General features: G+C 54.2%; 18 protein-coding genes. 7 read left to right on the top strand and 11 right to left on the bottom strand.

The annotated features are described in order from the left end of the window. The first annotated feature begins 163 nt into the window (after positions 1–163). Complete coding sequence (locus HB393_RS13865) at positions 164–3613, top strand: TonB-dependent receptor (RefSeq protein ID WP_213805788.1); 3450 nt, start codon at positions 164–166, stop codon at positions 3611–3613. 81 nt (positions 3614–3694) lie between these two features. On the opposite strand, the gene HB393_RS13870 is transcribed toward HB393_RS13865, so the two are convergent. After that, entirely contained in the window at positions 3695–4435 is a 741-nt protein-coding gene (locus HB393_RS13870; RefSeq protein ID WP_255551101.1) for a DeoR/GlpR family DNA-binding transcription regulator, read from the bottom strand. Positions 4436–4630: 195 nt separating this feature from the next. Next, positions 4631–5821: a DUF5009 domain-containing protein gene (locus HB393_RS13875; protein WP_213805789.1), complete on the bottom strand. Its 1191-nt coding sequence runs from the start codon at positions 5819–5821 to the stop codon at positions 4631–4633. Positions 5822–6043: 222 nt separating this feature from the next. On the opposite strand from HB393_RS13875, the gene HB393_RS13880 reads away from it, so the two are divergent. Together HB393_RS13880 and HB393_RS13885 are read left to right on the top strand one after the other, a co-directional pair. Next, the gene (locus HB393_RS13880; protein WP_255551102.1) at positions 6044–7405 is read left to right on the top strand and encodes a Gfo/Idh/MocA family oxidoreductase; all 1362 of its coding nucleotides are present in this window, start codon (positions 6044–6046) and stop codon (positions 7403–7405) included. Positions 7406–7438: 33 nt separating this feature from the next. After that, positions 7439–8422, top strand: a complete 984-nt coding sequence (locus tag HB393_RS13885; RefSeq protein WP_218623970.1) for an aldose epimerase — start codon at positions 7439–7441, stop codon at positions 8420–8422. A gap of 9 nt (positions 8423–8431) precedes the next feature. On the opposite strand, the gene HB393_RS13890 is transcribed toward HB393_RS13885, so the two are convergent. Both HB393_RS13890 and HB393_RS13895 read right to left on the bottom strand, forming a co-directional pair. Beyond that, positions 8432–9721, bottom strand: coding sequence for a D-tagatose-bisphosphate aldolase, class II, non-catalytic subunit (locus HB393_RS13890; protein WP_213805790.1), 1290 nt, complete (start codon positions 9719–9721; stop codon positions 8432–8434). Continuing rightward, entirely contained in the window at positions 9722–10909 is a 1188-nt protein-coding gene (locus HB393_RS13895) for an SIS domain-containing protein (RefSeq protein ID WP_213805791.1), read from the bottom strand. 76 nt (positions 10910–10985) lie between these two features. On the opposite strand from HB393_RS13895, the gene HB393_RS13900 reads away from it, so the two are divergent. Then, positions 10986–11969, top strand: a complete 984-nt coding sequence (locus tag HB393_RS13900) for a carbohydrate kinase family protein (RefSeq protein WP_213805792.1) — start codon at positions 10986–10988, stop codon at positions 11967–11969. Between the two features lie 53 nt (positions 11970–12022). Then, positions 12023–13081, top strand: coding sequence for an amidohydrolase family protein (locus HB393_RS13905; RefSeq protein WP_213805793.1), 1059 nt, complete (start codon positions 12023–12025; stop codon positions 13079–13081). Positions 13082–13126: 45 nt separating this feature from the next. On the opposite strand, the gene HB393_RS25695 is transcribed toward HB393_RS13905, so the two are convergent. From HB393_RS25695 to HB393_RS13920, 4 genes are all read right to left on the bottom strand, one after another. Continuing rightward, on the bottom strand, positions 13127–13411 hold the full coding sequence (locus HB393_RS25695) for an acyltransferase family protein (protein WP_345945215.1): 285 nt from the start codon (positions 13409–13411) through the stop codon (positions 13127–13129). After that, positions 13300–14256 (bottom strand): acyltransferase, encoded by a 957-nt coding sequence (locus HB393_RS13910; protein ID WP_255551103.1) that lies wholly within the window; start codon positions 14254–14256, stop codon positions 13300–13302. Before HB393_RS13910 ends, HB393_RS25695 begins: the two co-directional genes overlap by 112 nt. 87 nt (positions 14257–14343) lie before the next feature. Next, positions 14344–15630 (bottom strand): MFS transporter, encoded by a 1287-nt coding sequence (locus HB393_RS13915; protein WP_275951542.1) that lies wholly within the window; start codon positions 15628–15630, stop codon positions 14344–14346. Positions 15631–15948: 318 nt separating this feature from the next. After that, positions 15949–16245, bottom strand: a complete 297-nt coding sequence (locus HB393_RS13920) for a hypothetical protein (RefSeq protein ID WP_213805794.1) — start codon at positions 16243–16245, stop codon at positions 15949–15951. 549 nt (positions 16246–16794) lie between these two features. Here HB393_RS13920 and HB393_RS13925 point away from each other — a divergent pair. Then, a complete protein-coding gene (locus tag HB393_RS13925) occupies positions 16795–17187 on the top strand; it encodes a hypothetical protein (RefSeq protein WP_213805795.1) in 393 nt (130 codons plus the stop codon). Here the strand turns inward: HB393_RS13925 and HB393_RS13930 are convergent. Then, positions 17184–17468, bottom strand: a complete 285-nt coding sequence (locus HB393_RS13930) for a hypothetical protein (RefSeq protein WP_213805796.1) — start codon at positions 17466–17468, stop codon at positions 17184–17186. The genes HB393_RS13925 and HB393_RS13930 overlap by 4 nt on opposite strands. A gap of 391 nt (positions 17469–17859) precedes the next feature. Between HB393_RS13930 and HB393_RS13935 the strand changes: the two genes are divergently transcribed. Continuing rightward, entirely contained in the window at positions 17860–18990 is a 1131-nt protein-coding gene (locus HB393_RS13935) for an acyltransferase (RefSeq protein WP_213805797.1), read from the top strand. Between the two features lie 6 nt (positions 18991–18996). Here HB393_RS13935 and HB393_RS13940 read toward each other — a convergent pair whose 3' ends face one another. Together HB393_RS13940 and HB393_RS13945 are read right to left on the bottom strand one after the other, a co-directional pair. Further along, a complete protein-coding gene (locus HB393_RS13940) occupies positions 18997–19317 on the bottom strand; it encodes a hypothetical protein (protein ID WP_213805798.1) in 321 nt (106 codons plus the stop codon). Between the two features lie 501 nt (positions 19318–19818). Then, complete coding sequence (locus HB393_RS13945; RefSeq protein ID WP_213805799.1) at positions 19819–20682, bottom strand: transporter substrate-binding domain-containing protein; 864 nt, start codon at positions 20680–20682, stop codon at positions 19819–19821. Positions 20683–20818 lie beyond the last annotated feature (136 nt).

The following is a 20818-nucleotide window of genomic DNA, read 5'->3' on the forward strand; positions in this document are numbered from 1 at the left end:
AAACTCCGCAGCCATAACGTCGATCCCGCTCGATCCAGAAATGGCGTCGGCCTAATGGGCAGGGAGTTGTCTTTTTTAAATATTGACAATAGAACATAAATGCGTAACATTCACAACAATACGTAAACAAATGAAAATTCATGAAGCCTGAAAGGAAGCCTCTATGTCCATGCGAAGGAATCTGAAGAAGAATCACTTCATTGCACTTGGTCTCTTTTCGGTTTTTGCGTTAACGGGCCGGTTGAAAGCGCAGATTGATACTGCCACGGTCGCCGGACGCGTCACCGATAGGTCGGGCGCGACTGTGCCACTGGCGGACATCGAGGTGACCAGTACCGAGACGAACTTCGTGTATCACGCCAAGAGCGCGTCAAATGGTGAGTGGACGATCAGCCCGGTCCATATCGGCACTTATAAGTTGACGGTGAGGGCGCCGGGGTTCAACCAATCGGTTGCCGGTCCGTTCACTTTGAGCGTTCAGCAACGGCAACAGATCGACCTTGTACTGCAGACGGGGGCGGTCAGTTCAGTTGTGGAAGTGACGGATACTGCGCCAGTTTTGGAGACGGCTACCTCTGAGCGGAGCCAGCTCATCGATAGCCGCACGATGCGGACGCTTCCATTGAATGGGCGGAATCCGGTGCAGCTTGCGCAGTTGTCTGCTGGTGTGACGGTCAGCGAGCCCGGGGCCCGCGATGAGCAAGGATATGGTTTCAGTGCGAATGGAGCGCGTTCTTTGCAGAACAACTTTCTGCTTGATGGCATCGATAACAACTCAAATCTTCCTGACCTTTTGAATGAAGCGAACTATGTGGTGATGCCGTCGGTGGATGCTCTTCAGGAGTTTCGGTTCGAAACGGACTCCTACTCCGCAGAGTTTGGCCGTGCGACGGGGGCGGTGATCAACGCAACGACCAAGAGCGGTACGAACCATATCCATGGTGTGCTGTATGAGTTTCTACGCAACCAGGCGTTTGATGCGCGGAACTACTTCGATCAGACACTTCCTCCGTATCACCAGAACCAGTTTGGTGCGACGATCGGCTTGCCGATCCTGCATGACAAGCTCTTCCTATTTGCGGACTACGAAGGTTTGAGGTTATCGCAGGGACAGACCTATACTGCCCTCATTCCGACTGCTGCACAACGGTCAGGAGATTTCTCAAGCCAACTCGACCTCACATCTCCCACCGGGGTCGCCGATTGCAATGGCCGAGCCACTTACAATGGCGAACTCTTCGATACCAAGAACACTCAGGCTTCTGCGGCGAGCCCGACTGGTTATTGCGGTGTGCCTTTTGGCTATAACGCGGATGGGACCCCTTCAAACGTGATCCCTCGATCGGGCATCGATACGCTTGGCGCGAAGTTGGCGGCTCTATATCCGCTGCCGAATGCGAACGGGGCAGGCTATAACTACGTATCGAACCCAAAGCTGCTACGCAACGCCAATCAGGGTGATGTGCGCGTAGACCAGGTGCTCGCGCATAGCGATAATATCTTCTATCGGTTCAGCATGAGCCGCGCTCCGTCAACGATTCCGGCTACGTTTCCCGGGCTGGCGGATGGTGGCGGCTTCTTCAGCGGAGTAGGGGATAACCGGGCCTATTCGATTGCCGTGAGTGAGACGCATGTGTTCTCTCCCACGCGAGTGAACGAGATTCGTGTGGGCTACAACCGGCTGCATACGAATCGCTTCCAGTTCAACTCGGGGACGGACGTTTCGGGTCAGATTGGATTCCCAGGGGTACCCTATCAAGCGGGCACGAACAATGGTGGATTGCCGCAGATGTTCTTCAACGATGTAGCCACGCTGGGTAGTCCGACATACCTGCCATCGAACGAAATTCAGAATACCTATTCTCTGTCTGATACGTTCACGCTCATTGTGCACGATCACAGTATCAAGTTCGGTGGGGAGTACCGTCCGGAGGAGTTCACCATCTTCCAACCTGCTGCTCCACGCGGGACGCTTAACTTTGGAACGCAATTCACTGATAATCCCGCCGACCAGGGAACAGGCGGGAGCGGTTTCGCGACTCTACTTACAGGACAGCCTGATGGTGGTGGGATAAACAACATTAACAACGTCGACTATAACCGTAAGGTCTATGGCATATTTCTGCAGGATGATTGGCGTGTCACAACTGCATTGACGATCAATGCGGGCATTCGCTATGACATCTTCTCCGCCATTCTCGAACGTCATAACTCGCAGGCGAACTTCAATCCGATTACAGGGCAGCTCGATATTCCTCGAAGCAGTAATGCTGTACTCACGCCGACGCTTGCAAGTTTATTGACGGTAAATAGAACGGCCTCGAATGGCCTCATTCCTCCGACTTACACGAACTTCTCTCCCCGTTTCGGACTGGCTTACCAGTTCAAGAAAGGTTGGGTGGTGCGGGCGGCTTCGGGGCTCTTCTTCAATGGAGAGGAGAGCGGACCTTACAGTAATCCGAGCCCAGGCTTCAATCCACCTTACTTCGCCTCGCAAAACTTTGTGGCGCCTTGTAGCCTCGCATCGTATGCGGCGGTGCTGGATTGTTCTGTCCCCGGGCTTCGTACGCTTGCGAATGGATTTCCGGCCAATGCTCTGAGCGATCCGAATACGCCGAATCTATTTTCTGAGGATAAGTTGAGGACGCCCTATGTGGCGCAGTGGCACCTGACCGTGCAGCACGAACTCACGCCGCATACCACTGTCGAGGTCGCCTATGTGGGCTCGAAGGGATCGCACCTTTATACGTTCGGTAATTTGAACCAGGCTTCACCCACGGCGGATTCTTCGGCGGCTTCGGCGCCACGCAGACCGTTCCAAAAACTCGATACATCGATTGGGTGGTTGCGCTCGAATGGATTCTCAAACTACAACTCTGTTCAGTTGAAACTGGAACAGCATCTGAGGCATGGTGTGGCAGCGATTGTGAACTATACGTATAGCCATGCGCTTGGAAATTCCTCAAACGCAAATCTGGGCGCACAGAACAATGACTCCTTCAGGAATGAGCGCTTGATAAGCGAGTATGGAAATCTGGACTTCGATAACCGGCATCGGTTTACGGCAGGTTATTCGTGGGATCTTCCGATTGGAAAGGGAACTGCTTTTGCAGGGAGCGCAGGGCCTGCATTGAATTACTTGATCGGCAATTGGCAGCTTTCGGGGATTGCGACGTTGTCTTCGGGGACCTGGTTCACCGTTACCGACTCCAACGCAAACTTTGCAAACTCGGATGGGCAGCAGAGACCTGACTTTGTGCAGGGCCAAAAGGCCTCAGGGAAGCCGTGTATTGCCGGGACGTTCTTCAACACATGCGCTTTCCAGGACCCCGCGCTTGGATCGTATGGCAATGTCTCTATGAATACGGTGAATGGACCTGGAAACAAAAACTGGGATGTCTCGATATTGAAGACAATTCCGGTCAGCGAGGCAAGGCGCTTTGAACTACGCGGAGAGTTCTACAATGTGCTCAACCATCCGAACTTCCTCTTTGCCGCGCCGGGACCGCAGAACTCCAATAATGCGACTACGTTCGGTTCAACGAACTTTGGAGTTGTGACTGCTGCTCGAGATCCGAGATTAATTCAGATCGGGCTGAAGCTCTACTACTAAAGAGGGCAAACAGATAAAGACCGCAATGGTTAATCACCATTGCGGTCTTTATTTGTGCGGGCTCATTTTGGGAACGTGGTACTAAACGAGAATTAGTTTGCAGCCGAAGGAGCGGATTCTCTCCTGTACCTCTGGTTGCAGGCTTACGTCGCTGATGACGATGTCGACCTCTGAGAAGGAGGCAATCAGAGACATGCTGCGCTTGCTGAATTTACTGGCATCGGCGACTACGATGATCTCTCGTGCGGCGCGGAGCATGGCTCGATTCGCCATGGTCTCTTCGAGGTTGGTGCCACTTACTCCGAAGTCGGGATCGCAGCCCGCACCGCAGAGGAAGAGCTTGTCGGCAGAGAACTGCTCCAACATGTCCTCAGTGGCACGGCCGACGATAGAGGCAGAGTCGTTGCGGACGGTGCCGCCCATCATGATGATTTGCGTATTGCGGGAGTTGAGAAGCTCGGCTGCGATGTTTACGCCATTGGTGATGACCTGAATATGCGGAATATTCTTGAGATTGCGAGCGACTTCGAGGGCAGTGGTGCCTGAATCGAGGATGATCGTCTCTCCCTCGCGAACGAGGGTCGCAGCCATCGCGCCGATGCGCTGCTTCTCCTTGGATTGGCTCTTGATGCGCTCGTGGATTGGCGACTCACGGAAGACGGTGTCCTGGATGACCGCGCCGCCGTGCGAGCGCTGCACCAGGCCGCGTTGGTCGAGTTCGTTGAGATCGCTGCGGATCGTCACGGCGGAGGTGTTGAAGCGCCGGACGAGCTCGTTTACCTTGGCCCGGCCTTCTGACCGAAGGATCTGCAGAATTTGCATGCGGCGCTCTTCCGCCATCATGCCTTCTTGCAGTGGTTCTTCTGTGCGCATTTCATTTAGATGATTTTCAATTACTTCTTTCTTCATTGCACCCAATCTGTGTCTGGATCGATATGCGGCAAACGCCCGCCATTCTCGTACCTCAGGCATTGTTCGGAATAGCTTATTTCTAGTAGCTCTTTCTAGCTTGACGGCTCAAATGCGAAGGAAAATCTTATTTCGGAACATCCAGTGAAGTATAAGCCAATAGATAGCGAGCGTAAGTGCCCCGATAAACACCGGCTCAAGCGCAGTGCCAAAGACGTTCAGAGCACGCATGCCAAGGTTGATGCGGAAGCTGCTCAGAATGAAGTCTTCGAAGAGGTGGGCCATCAGGTAGGCAGCGATTGAGTTCATGCCCACGACGACGAGCGGAAACGCGATCCGTGTGTTTTTCTTGACGTCCACAAACCAGGAGAAGATGGCAAGGAAGAGGAAGCAGCCCCCCCCGCTCCAGAGCGTCCATGCAGGCGTCCAGATTCGTTTGACGATGGGACAGATGCCGGTTATGTGCAGCAGGAATCCGCCGGCAAGGAGAACACCCGCGGCGATCAGGAACTTGCGGACCGGAATGACCAGCGGATTTGCGATGAACCACCGTCCTGCGGCCAGGCCGAGCAGCATTGTGGCGAGCGTGGGGATGAAGCTGAGGGTGAGATAGCCACCGTCGTTGAAGAGAAAGCGGCTCGGGCGGGGAAATAGATTCAGGAACCAGAGATCGAAGACTTGTCCAAGGTTGCTGTTCTTGTTCCAGTGCGAGGCAAAGCCATGAAGAAGATGCTGGTGCCAGTTATCTGGAACTCCAACGCTGGCGTAGGGGAAGTCCGGACCAGGGGCTGGATATAGGGCCCAGGCGAGCCAATAACTGAACAGGATTGCTCCGAAGGCGGTCCACTGCCAGCGCGGCCGAACGAAGGTGAGGAGGACTGCGAAGGTGTATCCGAGACCGATCTGGGTGAGCGTATCTTCGAACGTGAAGCTCGTCATGCTGCTGTGAATGGAACGCAGGAAGATACCCAAGGCCACGAGAAGGAAGCTTCGCCAGATGGTGTGGCCGACGATCTTCTGGAAGCTCTGATCCTTTTTCTGACGGCTGCGTAAGGAGTAGGGGAGAGCGACGCCCACCAGAAAGGTGAAGGACGGCTGGATCATGTCATGAAGGCCCATGCCCACCCATTCAACGTGGGTCTGATTGAAGGCGAGTATCCGCCAAAGGGTACTATTTGGGAAGGAATGAGCGACCGTTTCAAATTGCATGACTTCGCCCATCATGAGAAGCATGACCAGGCCACGATACGCATCGACTGCAACGTTGCGTTGTGGCGGAACGGTTACGGATGCATCCATAGATGGATCTCCCAGGTAGTTTCTGCGGTGGACGAATTCAGATTTGTCTCGCGCTGTGGTGCGCCGATTCTAGCATGGCCATCCTTCGTTATCTTTCACTTTCCTTCGTGATGGGCTAATTATTATTTTGACAGCCTTCGCCACATCGAATAAGCTCATGCGAAAGATACATTGTTTGCGATTGTTTGCGATTGATTGCATCGGTAGCCTAAGGAGAGTCGATTGAACTCAGACGATAAGGTGCTCGGGTTAGAGTCGTTGAGCAGACGGCGGTTTGTGCAGATGGGCGCGGCAGCTGCCGTTGTCACTAACCTGGGAGGTCTTGCACATGCTCAGGTGTCCGGATCGGCGTCGATGATCGGTGTGCCCTTTGAGAAGCGAAACCCTCGTGTGGCGATGATTGGCACCGGAGGCCGCGGGACGAATCTGCTCGAAAACCTGCTTGCTGCCGATGCGCAGATTGTGGGGCTGTGCGATCTCGTGAAGGCGAAGGCGGAGCACGCGGCTTCTCTCGTCGTGGCGTCAGGGCAGAAGAAGCCAGAGCTATATACGGATGGACCGCATGACTTCGAGAAGATGCTTAGCAGGCAGGATGCAGATCTGGTTGTGATTGCGACTCCGTGGCTCTGGCATGCGGAGATGGCGGTCTTCGGGATGAAGCATGGCAAAGATGTCGCTGTCGAAGTCCCGGCGGTTACGACGATCGAAGACTGCTGGAAGATCGTAAAGGCCTCTGAAGAGACACGCAAGCACTGCATGATGCTCGAAAACTGTTGCTACGGTTACAACGAGACGTTGATCCTGCGGATGGTGCATGCGGGCAAACTCGGCGATCTGCTATACGGTGAGGGAGCTTACCTTCACGATCTACGCGAAGAGCTGTTCTCGAACGCTGGTGAGGGCTTGTGGCGGCGTGCCGAGCACACCAAGCGCGATGGCAATCTCTATCCGACCCATGGGCTTGGACCGGTGGCCAACTACATGGGCATTCAGCGCGGAGACCGGTTTGGGCACATCGTTTCTATGAGCACACCGCAGCGGGGTTTGGATGCTTACCGTAAGGAACATCTGAAGGCGGGAGATCCTCGCATGGCAGAGAAGTACGTTACGGGTGACATGAACACTTCCTTGATCAAGACGGCCAATGGGCTGACGATCACGGTGAAGCACACGGTTTCGACTCCGCATCCGTATGACCGGATCAATTTGATTGCGGGAACGAAGGGCATCTTTGAAGACTATCCTCCGCGCATCTATCTCGACGGACAGAACTCCGATGAGTCGTGGGAGTCGATTGATAAGTGGAAGGAGTATCAGCATCCACTTTGGAAGACCGAAGGTGAGATCGCGAAGAAACTCGGCGGACACGGTGGAATGGACTACATCATGTTGTATCGGTTGTTGCAGTGCGTTCGCGAGGGCCTGCCGCCAGATATGGATGTCTACGACGCTGCTGCCTGGTCTTCGGTGACTCCGCTCAGCATCGCTTCTGTAAGCCACGGTAGCGCGCCCATGGAGTTTCCTGACTTCACCGGAGGCAAGTGGCAACAGCGAAAGGCTTCGGCGATCGCGACACAGGTTTAGGCCTATTCCTGGCTCAAGAGATAGTCTTAGTGCATGAGGATCGATGATCGAATCGTGCTTGAAAATGGTGCCTTACGAGTCGTTCTGGCACCCCGGAGTGGTGCAAGGATCGTATCTCTACAAGGTGGTGGGCTGGAGTTTCTGCTTCAGCCTTACAATCTCTCCGATCAACTTGATCCCAGCGAGTTGTTGATCCCGGGACTGGCGTTTCAGGACGGCGCCTGCTCGGGAATGGATGAATGCTTGCCAACGGTTGCTAGGTCCAAAGCTGGTGTGCCGGGTCTTGAGGCGCCAGATCACGGCGACTACTGGAACATTCCGTGGACGATCGTCGAGCGCGCGGACCCGGCATCGGTGACCGTCACTGCAGATGGTACCAGCCGACCGTTGCGCTTCACAAAGCGGCTCGATCTGCAATCGACTTTCTTGAGGATCGAGTACAGCCTTGAAAATCTAGGCGCTGCGCATGTCGAGTATCTCTATGCGTGCCATCCTTTGTTTGCGATCGATGCGGGCGACCGCATCGTGCTACCTGCAGAGGTGACAGCGACGCGTTTGGAGTACTCGCACCGGAGGCGTCTGGGAGGTAAAGGCGATACCGTATCGTGGCCCATTGCTCAAACCGAGGCTGGGCCGATTGATGTTAGCGTGACGCTTGATCCGCATGCCGACACCGGGGACATGCTCTATACAGAAGCACTTACCGTAGGCCGGTGTGGACTCTATCGTGCTGCCGCGCAACGAGGTGTGGTGCTCAAATTTGATCCTGCCAGCTTGCCTCATCTCGGGCTCTGGCTTTGCTATGGGGGATGGCCGCCTGACGCGGGCCCACGTCAGGTGGCTGTTGCGCTCGAGCCTACGGTTGCACCGCGTGGTTCGCTTGAGGATGCAGTTCGCGATGGAGTTGCGGTCGTCTTGTCTCCCCACGAGATACGTTCGTGGAGCCTCGAATTTCATCTGGAAGGTTTGGCCGGAGGGATCAGTGAAGAGACGTTTGCTGCACTCGTTGCCGGGTAAACTCTTCCCTTATGGATGCGAGCGAGTGGGTCTGCATGCCTGTGCATAGACGCGAAGAACGTCTCGTACCTTATCTACAACGAGCGAGGAAGTGTCGCCGGCGATCTGGCCTGTTCGTACGCGCTCATATTGTGCTCGCAGATAGAGGCTGAGAACGCTCTCGGGAACTTTGATCGCGTCGAGGTTGTCGGTGAGCCGTTTCACGGCTTCGACAATTTCAGGATAATGCCAGTAGTATCGGACGCGATCGCTATAGCTAAAGCGTCTGAGGAGAGCCTGTTGCTTGAGGTCGTCGGAGTAGTAAGGCTGCCAGGATTCCGGGTGGGCCAGCATCGTGTCATCGATGACCCGAAGGAGATTCGATTGTTGCGGAGAAGGAATCAGCAGCGCCTCAATTGAGGCTAACGCATCAAACGCTTCACGCAGGGCGAAGGTAAGTGCGGGCCCGACCTTGAGGATAGCGAAGCCGTCTTCGACTAGCTCTGTATAAGCCTGCGCAAATTGGTAGTCGGTCGAGTGCGCTTCCAGGACGATGGAGACGGCCTTCTCGCGGCGCCACTTGATGAGCGTCTCGGCTTTGGAGCGCTGGTAGTGGACTACGCTGTCGTGGTCGAATTCAACGCCAGGTTGGACGACCATTGCGATAACACGACTCCAGGCGTCACTCAAACCATTGGCCGCGAAGGCAGCGCGGTGCACCTCCAGCGTATGAGCCGCGGCTTCAGGCGGAGTGACGGCCAGAGTATCAAGAGAGTGTGTTGCGCCACCAGGTGTTGGGACTTCTGTGCCGATGACATAGACAGGCTTATCCGCTCCCGCAGGGCATGCAGCCTCTGCTGCGAGACAAAGCTGTACGCTGCGATTTGCGACCCCTTCGTCGTTGAGCGGCGGATCGCCGAGACAGGACATGCTCGCATCAAGATGGATCTTGCTGAAGGACGCCGCGGCGTAGGCGGATACCATTGTGGTTGCGTGCTCCATGGCTTCCGCAACGGGCAGGGTTCGCCATGGATTAGGACCGAGATGATCTCCCCCGAGGATGAGCTTGTCGGGAGCGAGGCCAGCTTTGTCTGCGATCTTTTCTGCAAAGATGCGAAAGTCGGCCGGCTTCATGCCGGTGTATCCGCCGAACTGATTGACCTGGTTGCTGGTGGCCTCTAGTAGTAGCAAGCTCCCGTCAGCGGCAGCCTGTTCGGCGGCGGCGCGTACGACGAGGGGATGGGCGGAGCAGACGGAGGTGATTCCTAGCTGCGTACCATCCTGTTGCAGTCTGAGGTGACTTTGCAGAGTGGTAGACATTTAGCGATAGATCGTGAAGTCGTTCACGACTCGGTTAATTACGCCTGCTGGGCTTGGTGCATCTGGACGAAGTCCGAATGAGATCGACGAGTAAAGACCAAGAAGCTGCCCGAAGATGATGTCGACAGGAGGCCGGTAAGCATCCGGAAACGATCCTTCGATTGCGTGGTAGGTGTCGCAGAGAGGCCGAGCTTCAGCCTCGCTCGATTTCAAGCCGACGATGACACAGGTCGCGGTAATCTTCTTCGCTCGGATCTCTCGGAGGAGGTCGATCTCATAGAGGAGACGCGGGCGCTCCGAGGAGAGGAAGCAGATAAAGTCGGTGTCGCTGTCGAGTGCGGCCATGGGGCCGTGTCGCAGTCCAAGAGAGGTCTGCGACATTGTTTTGATCCGCCCGCCCGACATCTCAAGGACTTTTAGAGATGCTTCCTGCGCGACGGCAGCAAGAGAGCCGGAACCGATCATGCAGATGCGCCGGTTTCCGCGGGCTGCTGCCATATTCTTTGAGAGTTCGGCGGAGTCGGCGAGGAACTTGTTCGCAGCCGCGATCATAGTATCAAGGATGGGCTTGTACTCAGCAAAGCTCCAGGCATGGGCCAGGCATTGCCCAAAGATCACCATGTTGGTAAAGGAGCTTGTCATGGCAAGACTGCGGTCGTTGACCGCATCGTCGAGGATTGCCGTGCAGGCGTGAGGATGTTTTGCCGCAAGTGCAGCCATGCGCGAGTTAGGATTGCAGGTGACTACAAGGTGTGAGATCTCGGGATACACCTCGATTGCCTGTTCCAGTACGCTTACACCCTCAGGCGAGTCGCCAGAGCGAGAGAAGGATATCCAGAGATAGCGGCGGCCCGGGATGACGTACTCAGAAAGACTAGGGAGCAGGCTGGTGCTTGCGACCGCCGATGTCTCACAACCCCAACGTTGCCTAAGGAGCAGAGCGAGTGACTCCCCGATATAGTCAGATGTGCCCGCCCCGATCAGCATTACGACCGGACGCTTTTCGAGCGGACCGGTTACTCCGGCACGTTCGAGAAAACTTATGAACTTTTGCTGATTTGATTCGAAGAGTTGGGCAGTTTTTTGCCAGGTCTCGGGCTGTTGAGCAATCTCGCGCGGTGTGAAAGCTAACCCTCGTGACTCCTGCTCGGCGATCGGTAGTTCAAGCAAACTGGTCAAGGCGCCCACGAACGAGCCTCCAAAACAGATTCAAATAAAAAGTAAATGAAACCAAACACAAACAATAGTAACATGGAAACCAATTATGAAAGAACAAACTCCTGCAGAAGAGCTTTCCGAGCAGTCTCTGACTAACCGCCGCTTCGATGTCACAATCGCCGGAGAGATCAATCTCGATCTCATTTTGTATGGCTTGCCTGAGGTTATGCAAATGGAGCGGGAGCTGCTAGCGTCCGATTTCAAGATTACTCTTGGGGGTTCGTCAGCAATTGTCGCTCACAATCTAGCCTCATTAGGGATGAAGGTAGGATTCGTAACGCGGGTTGGGCCAGACGATTTTGGAAAACTGGCTTTGGAGAGACTGGTAGAGGGTGGTGTCGACGTTTCGGAGATACAGTCCGGCGGTTCAACAGGAACCGGCGTGACGGTCCTCCTTTCGCACGGTTCTGAGCGGCATATCTTGACCTATCTGGGAACAATCGCGAAGTTGACGGCTGAAAGCTTACCGTTGGATTATCTCGAATCTTCCCGCCACTTCCATCTTTCGTCGTTGTATCTGCAGCGTGGGTTGCAGCCCGGACTTCCAGAACTGCTAAAGAGGCTAAAGGGTGCCGGCTTGACCGTCTCTCTCGACACGAATGACGATCCCGAAGGCGAATGGGGAGGAATTCTCGATGACATTCTCGAGTTCGTCGACATCCTTCTACCGAGCGAAGGAGAACTCATTCGTATGGCCCATGCTTCGACGTTGGAGGATGCCTTGGAGGTCATGGGACGGAGGGTTCCGGTGATTGTGGTGAAGTGTGGCGCACGCGGATCGCTAGTCCAACAAGGACAGACTCGCGAAGATGTCCCAGGGCTGCCCGTCGTTCCTGTCGATACGATTGGTGCTGGAGACAGCTTCAACGCAGGCTTCCTAAGTGCCTATCTGCGTGGGGCGTCGGTTGTTGAAGCCGCTCGTATGGGCAATATCACGGGTGCGCTTTCTACATTGGCCGCGGGAGGCACAGAGGCCTTCCGGGATGCGGTGCTTCGCGATAGTTTCCTGTCGCAGCACCTAAAAAAATAAAACGAGATAAGACGAAACGTAATGCCGATGGCATGACCGGTGAGGAGGTATACATGGAAGCGATCGACAAAGATAAATTCGTAGACATGGTCAATGCGACGGCAGAAGTGAGCCTCAGGCTCAGCGACTTCCATCCGCGCTCGTCTTTGAGCACGGCTGTGCATACCATCGAACGCGGCCGATTCCCGGTGATCGACTATCACAACCATCTCGACTCGACCGATCCCAGAGAAGTTCTTTCGATCATGGATCAGTGCGGGGTGGAACACGTAGTCAACATCACCATGCAGGTGGGCCAGAAGGCACTCGATATTATGGACAAGTTTCACACTGCAGCGCCGACTCGTTTCTCCAGCATTGGATGGATGGACTGGAGCGGAGTCGACCGCGCTGACTTTGTGCAGGTCACTCTCGACCGCTTGCAACGACTGATCGATCATGGCGCGTGCGGAATCAAGTTCTGGAAAGATTTCGGCCTCACTGTGCGTGACCCCCAGGGAAAGCTCTTTCCGATTGATGATGAGCGCTTCGCAGAGATCTTCGAGGCTTGCGGAAGACTCGGTCTTCCCGTTATGTTCCATACTGCCGATCCCAGCGCTTTCTTTGAGCCGATCGATGAATTCAACGAGCGGTACGAGGAACTGGCGGCTCATCCTGATTGGGGTTTCTCTGCCTCGCCTGTATCGAAGCGCACGCTCCTGGAGCAGCGAAACCGGGTTATCGAGCGCCATCCTGGAACTACGTTTGTCGGAGCGCACTGCGCAGAGAGTGGCGAAGATCTTGAATACCTCTCTCAGCAGCTCGATCGACTTCCAAACTTACAGATCGATATCAGCGCCCGTACCCCCGAACTCGGCCGCCAGCCCTATAGCGCACGTACCTTTTTTCTGAAATATTGCGATCGAATACTCTTTGGCACCGACCTCCTGCCAGATACGGAGATGTATCGACTTTACTTCCGTTTTCTAGAGACGGCGGACGAGTACTTCGAGTATCCCTCGCATGCATCGAGGCAGGGACGATGGAATATCTACGGTCTTTTCTTGCCGGACGATGTCCTGCGTAAGATCTACCGAGAGAACGCTCTAAAGCTTATGCCGCATCTGCGTTAAAAATCGATAGGATCTGACTACTCCATGATCTCTTGCCGTCGGTCTTTATGTGCCCCGGACGAGAAACCGGCGCTTGAGCCACTCTCTAACGGGTTCATCGTAGAGTTTGAGGCAGGCATATGCGATCGTGATGCTTGCGGCTAATAGCAGTCCGCCCATCACGGCTCCGTACGTTGCGGGGATTTTATTGCGCGTGACCCAGGCGGTATAGACATAGATCAAGGGGTAGTGCGTGATATAGAGCGGATAGGATAGGTCTCCGAAGAACTTGCAAAGCCTGGTAGAAGATCTCCCAGTGATACTATCGCCTGCGCCCAGTGAGACGATGATCGGGAAAAGACGATGATGCAAACTGATTCATATAGTCCGTTCATCCAGAGATCTTCGGGTCCTCCGATCCTGGGGACGGAAAAGATGGCGATGAGGAGGAGGCTGCAAACAAAGAACGCACCCTTGATGTTAATTTGCTTGCCCAGACGCATGAGAAGCATGCCGGCGAAGAAAGGGTAGAGCAGACGTGCAAAGCCAATGTGGAGTTGTGTCCGGTCTACAGACCATCCACCGATAACATCGCCGCGGGGCCCGAAGACCGCGAGGTGAACGAGGAGGCCACCGGAGAGGAGAACAAATACACCGAGCGCTTTATTGGAGAGCTTGCGAAAGCCGATGGCATAGAGAATATTTGCAATGTACTCAAAAAAGAGGGACCAGGCTGGGCCGTCGAGCGGGTGCATCTCCTGCCATCCACGGATGTCCATGGAGGGGAGCAATGGGATCAGGGTAAAGCCGACCAGCATTACGATCAGCGTCTTCCAGACGGGCGTAGAGCTGACCAGCGGAAATACGGGACCGCTCTGAAAGTAAAAAAGGGCGGCTCCAATGATGCTTCCCATGATGACCATGGGCTGCAGGCGGATGAGCCGACGTTTGTAGAAGTCCCATTGGGTCATCTTTCCCCAACGGTCATCGTAGGCATAGGCAACAACAAAACCGGATAAAAGGAAGAAGAAGTCTACTGCCAGATATCCGTGATTGATGATCTGCTTGAAGGGGCTGCCGCCCGCATACGTTTCAAAGGTATGAAAGATCACGACCATCAGAGAGGCTACGCCACGTAAGCCGTCGAGGATCTCGTAGTGACTTTTGGTTTGAAGAGACTCAGGTCCTTTGTTCATGGGTGCTGACAAGAATACATTGGCCAGCGTCAATCTGCATCGACGAAAGTGCTGATCATTATTTCGAAATGATCAGCACTCTGCGGGCTACCGTTTTGCTCTTCGCGGCTCCACATCGGGTAGGAATCCGGTGAGCAGGCCTATCGCGGGGAGGTAGGCGCAAAGGCGATATACGGTGATGATGCTCGTTACGTCGGCGATCTTGCCGAGTACGGCTGCGCCTATGCCACCCATGCCGAAGGCGACTCCGAAGAAGAGTCCCGAGATCATGCCGACACGGCCGGGCAGAAGCTCCTGCGCGTAGACGAGGATCGCGGAGAAGGCCGACGCGATGACAAAGCCAATGATCACCGAGAGCACGCCGGTCCAGAAGAGCGAAGCGTACGGCAGGATAAGAGTGAAGGGAAGTACACCCAGAATCGAGATCCAGATGACGAGCTTGCGGCCCCATCGGTCGCCTGCAGAGCCGCCAATGAGTGTGCCCGCGGCTACCGCTCCGAGAAAGGCGAACAGCATAATCTGTGAGGTGCGCACGGAGACCTGAAATCGCTGGATCAGGTAGAAGGTGTAGTAGCTCGACAGGCTGGCGAGGTAGAAGTACTTCGAAAAGATGAGCGCGATGAGGATCAAGAGGGCAGTCACGATGCGGCCCTTTGAGAGATTCGCTACAGCGGTGTTTTCGACGTGCTTCGTTCCAGAGCTCTCCGCTTGCCGCTCCCTATACCAGCGGCCAATACGATAGAGCACTGCGATGCCGACGATGGCAGGGATCGCGAACCAAGCCATCCCTTTCTGTCCCTGCGGCAGAACGATGAACGCCGCGAGCAGCGGACCGATGGCGGACCCCGAGTTGCCGCCTACCTGGAAGAAGGACTGCGCGAAGCCATGCTTGCCGCCCGAGGCCATACGCGCGATCCGCGAGCTCTCCGGATGGAAGATTGCAGAGCCAATGCCGACCAGACAAGAGGCCGCGATGAGCCAGCCGAACGTCGGTGCTACGGCAAGTAGAAGCAAACCGAGGAGCGTAAACGTCATGCCGGCAGGGAGAGCGAAGGGCATGGGCCGCTTATCAGTGAACTGGCCGACCAGAGGCTGAAGCATCGATGCCACTACCTGATACGTGAAGGTGAGTAGGCCGAGGTGAGCGAAGTCAAGATGAAACTGGCTCTTGAGAATGGGGTAGATCGAGGGCAAAAGCGACTGCACCATGTCGTTGAGCAGGTGACAGAAGCTGATGGCAGCCAGCACGCGTAGCAGTGTGCCGGAGGGCTGGCTCTGTGGGGCTTCGGACAACAGGATGGGTTCCTGCGCCTGGAACACAGCGTCAGGTATGTCGGCTGCGGGCATGATTGCGGGAGAGGAATTTTCGTTCATTAGGGGTGCGAGGCTGGCGCGACATTAGATCCGAATATAAGTTTAGTGCGCGACCGCCCGTGATTCGAGGCGTATAACAAGTCCCTATATTTAGATAAGTGAAGCTTTACCTCTCTCGTAGTCAAGCCGTCTCCGGTTGGCGGTTGATCGCCAACTTTCAAGCTCTATTATCGATCTCGCTTGAGACGACTATTTTGACGCATGAGTAGAGAAGATAATTTGTGACCGGCCAGACATTATAATGTCTGGCCGGCGACAGCCTTAGATCACATTGCGTTCACAAACGGATCAATTACGGCTCAATATCAGCCGTTAGCATTAGTCGCTTTGGCTGAGTACCGGCTCCAGGCGCAGAATCTCCAACTGTTCAGGTGTGAGATCCACATCTTCGCAGCAGGCAGCGGAGTTTGGAGCGGTGGCGGCAGCGGCGACTGCCTGGATGAGTTCCGCATGGGTGGCAGGATCTATCTCCGCTTCGAGAAGTAAATCCAAAAACACACCCTCGTCCCTGTACTGCGTGACGATGGGTTGGGGAGCGTGCTTCCGGCCATTGACGACGGCTGTGACTCGAAACAATGCGAGTGGAGTATGGCTGAATGCCAGCTTGATTTGCATGGAATGAACCGCCTTAAGCCTATGACGCATATTTCGCTTTTTAGGGTGGCTGCGTTCTTCTTCCGAATCGTCAGTCAAATGTCAATCAAGTGGGTTACGTGGAGCAAGAAATCATCAGGCGAGATAACAGATGAAAGCCGATATACCTTTTTAGCCCTAACCAGCATTTCATCAATCGTGCGTTGTTCTTCGATTGAGACCGTATGACAAAGGAGAAATAGGTCGTAGGGGATGGTGGATTTGACGGCATGCTCTTTAAACTCGTCGGTGGTGGTCACGATATCGGTGGTGAAACCTGCAGACTCGAGAGGCAGCTTTCGAGTCAGTAATAGCTCCTCATCGCGACCGATGGCCAGAACGCGACGAGGATTTTATGTCTAGAGAGAGATTCACAGGACTGATGCTCACTCTACGCTGCGATACTCATTTAGTAGTCAGCTACACGACACAAAGCGAATAAAGCCAACTATCTTTGTTTACGCTACATCTCAGCGTTTGATGACACCAACGAAAGTAGTTTCGTGTCGGATTAATGACATCGGAGGCTACTTGCGAAACTTAGATCAAGTAGGTGCCGAACAAAGTATTCGCCTGGTGGCCAATGCGGTTGCAGCTTTGGCGAACCTGGTTTATCTCATCGAGCAAGAGCGATACGAACCGGACGAGGTCTTGAAATTTACAAGGATGGCTCATAATCCCCTCCGTTCTCTGACCAGGTTCGTTCAACAGTATCCAATGGACCCCAAAGATGGAGAGGATCGAATGGAAGAACCTTTGTTGATTTTGAACTCGGAACGACTGGATGGAGACCAATTGATGGTTCATTTTTCGGACTGTACTTATGCGATTCTATACTCCAGACCAATTAGCGAAGCTTTCACCCGACAGGGAATCGGAAGAGACGAGTTCGGAATAGCTTATGTGGTGCGCCTCGTCATCTAATCTTCGAAGCGTCCTCCGAACTTTCCTTTGACCTCTGTCAGTTCATAGCGGTTGGGGAACTCCACAATCTCCCCGGCACGAAGTTGATTGACGAGATGCTTTGCAAGTTCTGGTGAGACTACTTTCGTGAAGTCTTTCTCAAACGTACCGACATTGACCGACCACCATTTATGCGACTCCTTCTCAGAAGCAGCTACGAAGGTAACGGTCTCTAAACGACCCTTGAACACGCCTTCGGTCGAGAGGGAGGGAACGGCAACGAGTTTGTAGGTTTTCGCCATTGGAAGATATCCTCGCGCTTTCTTCAGGTTTCGTACGTTGTTTGGTTAACTCGTCGTGCTGCGGACGTAAATTCTTGCCGAACGGTTGTGTAGGCCGTCGATTCAGGCTGCTACTCATAGGCGAATAATAGGCGAAAGTATTCGGTATGTCATCCACAGATTTTTATATTGAGAGTGCAGCCGAAAGCACTGTCCTAAGGCTGGAGCGCCCATCAACTTTTTCAACCCTGGTTGGAATATTGTTGGCGATTCCTGGTTATAACAGTGGTTGCCACCTAAAACTGAGATTCTTCTCGCCACGTTCTGAAGCAGAAGCATAGGATCAACTCATGTTTGTTGCGCTTGGGAATTCAGTCAGGCACCAATCAGTCAATTCAGTGGTGTCTATTCCATGGCTGCATCGCAGAGCATTCTTGCAGAAGAACGATCCTCCGTATCCTTGCCACTGGACGAGCCTCAGGGGTCCGGGTACGAACGTCACATCTTCGAACTTGACGGCATTCGAGGCATAGCCGCTCTGGCTGTCGTCTTCTGCCATGTGGCTCAGCATGTGGTGATGTATTCCACTGGTCTTCTGCACGCCGTGCTGAATGTTTGTGTATTTGGGTTTCTTGGGGTGGATGTATTCTTCGCACTGTCCGGATTCCTAATCACGGGGATCCTGCTAAAGAAGCGGGACCGGAAGCACTATTACCGAAACTTCTATGCTCGCCGCATCCTTCGCTTAGCGCCTTGTTATTTATTGATCATCGCGCTGGTGTGGATGTTTGTTCCTTTTAGCGGACCATTCTTACTGCTCTCTTTGGTTTATGCGGCGAACTTCGCGCCGTTATTCCATATTCCTTATGCGTATGGAGTTCTATGGTCGCTCTCCGTGGAAGAACATTTCTATTTGATTTGGCCATGGGTGGTGCGGTTTGTTCGTCCGCGAGGAATCGCCATGGTATGCGTCGGAGTGTGTTTCTTGACTCCGGCGCTTCGTATCTACGAAGCGTACAGAGGTACTTTAACGTTCTACTTCTCCTGGGATCGCTTCGATGGAATGGCCTGGGGCGGACTACTCGCTGTCGCCCTGTATTCGGGATGGATAACAAGAGAACGTCAAAAGAAGCTCCCGTTAGCTCTGCTGCTAAGCGCGTTATTCCTTTTCGCGAGTGCATTGTTGTACGTCCGATCCCGCGGGATGGGAGGCGCATTACTCTATAGCGCGTCGCCAATTTTTAGTGTTGTTGTGATAGCAATGGCTGTTACAGCTCATAGAAAGATGTTTTCGATACTTCGCTCTCCGTTACTGCGATTCTTTGGAGACATCAGCTATTGGGTTTATCTCTCACACTTCCTGGCTCTCAACCTGACGATGGATTTGCTCAAATCCAGACTCCCGCAAGCGGTTCAGCATGGTGGTTTCCCTTTGTGGGTGGTGGTCTTCAGCGCGACACTCATTCCGTCTGTGATAACTGGTGTGGCAGTGCGCCGATGGATCGAACTTCCAGCCTTGAGATTGAAAAATAGGTTCGCTTAGTTACGTCTACGCTGTGGAGACTAGCTCCCGGACGTGACGCAAGAAGTCTGTAGGCGAGATTGCAGTGGAGAGCGCGTAGAGCTCCGTGTTGGCCCGGTTGGCTGCCTCTCCCAAGGCTTGCTGCTCGTACTCTTCCACCGTGTGGCAAGCGATGAAGAGCCGGTAGGGTGGGTGGGCGTCGTCCAGGCATCGTTCGAGCTCTGCTGCACTTCCGGCGATGACAACTGAGAATCCAGCCTTCACCAGGATCGCTCGGCGAGTTTTAAGCAGCACTGCGTCCCGTCCATAGATGAGGATGCGGCGTGGATTGGAGTCGGGGGATGCCATACAGATTGATTTCAATTTTATGATTGTGCGCTCGCGCCCAGCAACTTTAATGCGGCTTTTCATTCGACAGAGGCTGGTATAGGCCAACCCTCATGCTTTGCCTCACATCTGAGGCTTTGACGACACAAACGTAAGGCGGTTTGATGTTGATTTCATAGCGTTGGAGGCTTCTTGCGGAACTCACCTTCCGGTAGAGCGGAACAGATAATTCAGGAGATGATTAACCCCGTCGAGGCTTTGGTTAATCTTAATTACCTAATCCAACATGAGCGTTATGACCCAGCGAAAGTACTGAGCTTAACCCGCATTGCTGATGGCCAGCTTCGATGTTTGACGGACATGATCCAACGCGGTCCAGAATACTGAGTCCTCTCACTTCGCATGCGTTATCTGGGTTGAATAGAGAAAGTTTGTCGTTCTCGATATCGAGGTACGGGCGAGATGGGTGCCATCGCTGATCGTTGATGACTCGTACGGTCCGGGCTCAAACGCGGCACGGCCCTATTCCAGCCATTTCGCGACGAGTTGTTTTCGTTCGCCGGTCTGGTTCATGATGTTGAGCCACTGGTCTACGTAAGCCTTCCATGTGACGTCGCGAGGCAGAAGGTAGGCGAGGTCGGTGTTGTTGAAGGGATGATCGGGATGGATCGCGCAGAGTTCCTTGTGTAGTTTTTGCTGGGTGAGGGTTTCCACGGAATCGGTAATCATGACGTCGGCTTTGCCGCTTATGATCTGGTCGAAGATCGTGGCGTTATCGGGGAAGATCTCTATATGGGCCTGATGAAGATGGGTCTTGGCGAAGATCTCGTTGGTGCCGCCTGGCGGCTCGATCACGCGAACTGAGGGGTGATCGATATCGGATAGGGTTTGGTACTTCTCTTTGTCTGTGCAGCGTGTAATTGGCGTTTTGCCGCCGTGCATTACGGGGACGGAGAAGTAGGCGACCCTCTGCCGCTGCAGGTTGATGGAGATTCCACCCATGGCGATGTCGAACTTGTTAGCCGCCAGATCCTGCATCAGGGTGGGCCAGGTGAAGCGAACGAGCTCCAGCTTTACTCCGAGGGATTTGGCGAGGGAGGCTGCCATATCTACCTCCAACCCCTCCATCGTAGGGCCTACGACAATGGAGAAGGGGCGGTAGTCGCCGCTCAGACCGACACGGAGGGTTCCGCGCGCCAGAATTTCGTCGAGACGGGAGGAGTTGGGGGCCGGTGGTCTCTCTACATCCGACTGCTGTGCAATCCCGGTATCGGTTGGGATAGGGCTGGCGTTGGCCTGAGGGTAACGAATGGCCACCAGCGCAAGCAGCAACAACAGGCGTTTCTTGGCGCTGAGACTGCGCGGAATGATGGATACGATCTGCAAAGAATTCTCCTGATATGTGGTTCGCGATCACTTATAGAAGATATCGGTGCAGCGCCAGATGCCTGCCTGTAAGTGACTCATGAGAATAGGAACAAGTTAAACGGTATTTTGTTCCCTTTTGCCAAGATGGCGGTTA

Source organism: Granulicella sp. dw_53, assembly GCF_018449545.1.
GTDB lineage: Bacteria > Acidobacteriota > Terriglobia > Terriglobales > Acidobacteriaceae > Edaphobacter.